The sequence below is a fragment of the Blastomonas sp. CCH9-A1 genome (assembly GCF_001557175.1).
Classification (GTDB): Bacteria; Pseudomonadota; Alphaproteobacteria; order Sphingomonadales; family Sphingomonadaceae; genus Blastomonas; species Blastomonas delafieldii_A.
This window is the reverse complement of sequence record NZ_LSHM01000064.1, coordinates 1-3,174: the sequence shown is the minus strand read 5'-3', so window position 1 is coordinate 3,174 and position 3,174 is coordinate 1. Positions and strand designations below refer to the sequence as shown.

The window sequence follows — 3,174 nt, the reverse complement described above, 5'->3', positions numbered from 1 at the left end:
TCGCCTGGCGCCGCTCGAAGCCCAAGGCCTCGCTCGACGGCTTCGGCAGCGAGAGTGAAGGCGCCCTGCCGCCGCTGACTGCCACCGGCGACGAACCGGCCAGCGACCGCAGCGTTGACAGCGCTGCTGCCACCGGCGACGGTCTGGGCGACAGCACCGCTCCGGCACCCAAGGGCAAGACGCGCGCGAGCGTCGACGCCTGACCGGGACAAGCCCCCCGTGACCGGTGCCGCGACCCGCGCCGGTCACATCGGGAAGGCCCGTCCGCGCATTCGTCGCGGGCGGGCCTTTTCTTTTGCCCGGTGCTTGCAAGCCGAGCCGACCTGCAGCGGAAACTCTGCCTGCGAAAGAGAAGGGGGAGGTGCCGTTCAAGCAAAGGAGGCTTGAATGGCACAGACAAACTGGACTCTCGATCTTGGCGGGGCTCCGTGGAACGAAGACTGCGCGCAGATCGGCCACACCCCGAACTTCGACCTCGTGAATACCGCGGAAGCAATGCTCTACAGGGCTGCGCTGATCGCGGTCGCCGGGCCTCCGCCCGCCGGGATCACCCTGCGGATCAAGGCTAACGCCCATGATTTCGGGACCTACCGGACGGTCGAGGCGAGCGTCGACGACGAACAGGACGATGGTAGCCATGCCAGCTATATCGAGACCCTCGAGACCGGCTTCGCCTTTTGGCATCAAGCCGGGTTTGCACCGCCTGAATTCGGCAAACTGACAGCGAGCAATCAGCTTGCGGGTTTCGTCGTGGATGCCGTCGCAAGCGCGCTGCGGATCACACGGCCGAGCAGCACCGGCGCATTCTTCCCAGCGTCCTCCGGACCGCTTCACCGGAACCTCACCGCAGCCTTTCCGGAGGCGGCGCAGCGCGCCTTTTCCGAAGGGATCCTGCCATGCTGACCGACAGCGAACGCTTCGCCTTCAGCGCCTGGCGGATCCATGCGTTCGCCTCGACGGGCAATGCCTACGACGCCGTGCAAACCGACGATACTATCGCTGCTGGCGATACTCTGCTCGTCCTCGACGAAGGGGTCGTCGGTGTCGCGATGACCTGGCCCTTTGCTATCACCGCAGAGCCGGGCAAGCTTCACGCGGTCTGTGAGCCCGGCGCTGGCGAAACCCTTGCGGACATTGAAAAGGCGCTCGATGTTCCAGACGGGTCAATCGCTCGAGCCTACCGCCTCGCAAGGACTCTGGGCTTTGCGATTGATGCGGGCCTCGTGCCGTTGTTGCCAGAGCTGTTGGTGGTAGAGGTGGACGGCTAGCGTGGCGAGCGCCGCCACAGAATCTTGCTATTTTGGCAATAATTGCTATTTTGGGTGCCAAGAGGAGATACGACCATGCCAGCGACGGCGAATGAGCACCCCAGGGTTCCCCTGACCCGGTTTCACAACAACACCGGCGAGTTCCTTGATCTGGCAACCAAACAGCCGGTCGTCCTGACCAGCCATGGCCGCGAGCGGCATGTGATCGCAGATAGCGAATATTTCCGCCATCTTGAACAGGCGGCGCGCGGTATGATCGCAGATCACATGAATATCGAAGCTGTCGCTTCGTCCGACATGACCGAAGCTGACCGCCAAGCTTTCGCCAATGCACGGCCTTCGGCCAGTGAACTCGCCAATGACCGCTGGGAAGACTGACCGCCCCGCCGCAGGCCATATCCTCCGATACGTCTATCTCTTCAAGGAAGAGCAGAGACGGGGCCGCGACGAAGGCGTCAAGGAACGCTTTGTCGTCGTCGTTGGTGTGGAAGGGTCGCGCTACCTGGTCGCGGCGATCACGACCAAGGGCGAGGGGCGCAAGAACGCTGTCGCAATCCCCGATGAGATCGCACGCACCGCCGGGCTCGCTCCTGGCAGCGCCATTGTCGTTTCGGAATTCAATCGGTTCACCTGGCCCGGGTTCGACATCAGACCCCTAATGAAGCAGCCCGGGTACATTGCCGGACGACTCCCACCGCGGTTCACGGCAAAGATCATCGACGCCATCGGAGCCTGGGGCGCCGCTGCCGTCGATCGCGATTGATTGCCGCAACACGGAGGCAGGCCACGCCCCTTGGGGCTTGTCCGATCGTGCATCAAGGCCAAGCCAATAACGCCAACCTTGGGATCGTCACCGCAGGTCGCCAAGGTCGGACATTCCGGACCACTGCGCCAAGGGGACCACTCGCTTGCTGAGACCGGCGAGGACGGGCGATCAATAATGCGATCAACACCGACGGCAGCAAGCTGTGGCGCGGCGAGGTTGATGTTCAGGCACGCAATCAACCCCTGTGCCACCAGCACGTCCGCCGCCCAGTGCCCCTGCCTATCTGGTCGAGCTTAGGGCCAACCTGCAGAAATGCGAGCCGTGTTGCCCGGCAAGCCGGGCTGCCCGCACCAACTCGATTTCTGAGGTTTCCCGCGCGCAAATGCGCGCGGTGTCCCAGCTCTCCCGCCGAGGCTCGATAAGGGCACCGGCGGACGAGCCGTCGGCACCAAGGAGGCTCTTGCAATGAACATCGTCAACCTCGTCGGCCGTCTCGCCAAGGACCCTGTTGCCCGCGACCGCAGCGACACCCGCATCACCGAACTGATCCTCGTGACCGAACGCCCGGTCATCCGCGACGGCAAGGTCCAGAAGGACCCTGAAACCGGCTACCCGGTCAAGGATGCCGAATTCCACAAGGTCACCGTCTTCAATGGCCTCGGGCTCCCGCTGCGCCAGCACAAGGCCAAGGGTGACCAGCTCGCCGTGACGGGCCGCATCCACTACTCGCGCTGGCAGGACGCCGAAGGCAATGACCGCTATGGCTGCGAGATCATCGCCGAGAACATTGAGTTTCTGTGATTGGCAGGAGGGCGGCGCTTCGGTGCCGCCCTTCGCTTCCTGATTGATGGTGCCAGCCCGATTGCGGAGCGCAGGTCGGCTAATTGCCGGTAGGATCAATCCTGGCACCGCGGTGACCACAGCTGCAGCGCAAGTGCCGGGCTACCATGTCCAGTTTGAGCGGGATCGACCTGGCAAAGCACTGATCGCGAAGCCGGGCTGCGGGCATGATCACCATTCGCCTGCAGCGGCCGCATTCGATCTGCGCATTGAGGCCATGACGAACGAGGTCAGCGACAGAATCGTGTCAATCGGCGTTCAATCGGGACCCCCTATCGGCGCGCAAAAGGGACCCCCTTG

Annotated in this window: 5 protein-coding genes and 2 pseudogenes; all 7 read left to right on the top strand. The window is 63.6% G+C overall.

Translation table 11 applies throughout. The annotated features are described in order from the left end of the window. A pseudogene (locus AX725_RS21340) lies at positions 1 to 203 on the top strand (hypothetical protein); the annotation flags it as partial. 184 nt (positions 204 to 387) lie between these two features. Next, a complete protein-coding gene (locus AX725_RS17100) occupies positions 388 to 903 on the top strand; it encodes a hypothetical protein (RefSeq protein ID WP_066113886.1) in 516 nt (171 codons plus the stop codon). Further along, positions 897 to 1,268: a hypothetical protein gene (locus tag AX725_RS17095; RefSeq protein ID WP_066113877.1), complete on the top strand. Its 372-nt coding sequence runs from the start codon at positions 897 to 899 to the stop codon at positions 1,266 to 1,268. The genes AX725_RS17100 and AX725_RS17095 overlap by 7 nt, the downstream gene beginning before the upstream one ends. A gap of 75 nt (positions 1,269 to 1,343) precedes the next feature. Then, positions 1,344 to 1,646 (top strand): type II toxin-antitoxin system Phd/YefM family antitoxin, encoded by a 303-nt coding sequence (locus AX725_RS17090; protein WP_066113874.1) that lies wholly within the window; start codon positions 1,344 to 1,346, stop codon positions 1,644 to 1,646. Next, on the top strand, positions 1,627 to 2,031 hold the full coding sequence (locus tag AX725_RS17085; protein ID WP_066113872.1) for a hypothetical protein: 405 nt from the start codon (positions 1,627 to 1,629) through the stop codon (positions 2,029 to 2,031). Before AX725_RS17090 ends, AX725_RS17085 begins: the two co-directional genes overlap by 20 nt. A 468-nt stretch (positions 2,032 to 2,499) precedes the next feature. Further along, positions 2,500 to 2,835: a single-stranded DNA-binding protein gene (locus AX725_RS17080; protein ID WP_066113865.1), complete on the top strand. Its 336-nt coding sequence runs from the start codon at positions 2,500 to 2,502 to the stop codon at positions 2,833 to 2,835. 112 nt (positions 2,836 to 2,947) lie between these two features. After that, a pseudogene (locus tag AX725_RS21580) lies at positions 2,948 to 3,174 on the top strand (hypothetical protein); the annotation flags it as partial.

Bases quoted from the DNA above. Each gene is read 5' to 3' on its own strand.
- AX725_RS17080 (WP_066113865.1), top strand. From the start codon at position 2,500: ATGAACATCGTCAACCTCGTCGGCCGTCTCGCCAAGGACCCTGTTGCC.
- AX725_RS17095 (WP_066113877.1), top strand. From the start codon at position 897: ATGCTGACCGACAGCGAACGCTTCGCCTTCAGCGCCTGGCGGATCCAT.
- AX725_RS17085 (WP_066113872.1), top strand. From the start codon at position 1,627: ATGACCGCTGGGAAGACTGACCGCCCCGCCGCAGGCCATATCCTCCGA.
- AX725_RS17100 (WP_066113886.1), top strand. From the start codon at position 388: ATGGCACAGACAAACTGGACTCTCGATCTTGGCGGGGCTCCGTGGAAC.
- AX725_RS17090 (WP_066113874.1), top strand. From the start codon at position 1,344: ATGCCAGCGACGGCGAATGAGCACCCCAGGGTTCCCCTGACCCGGTTT.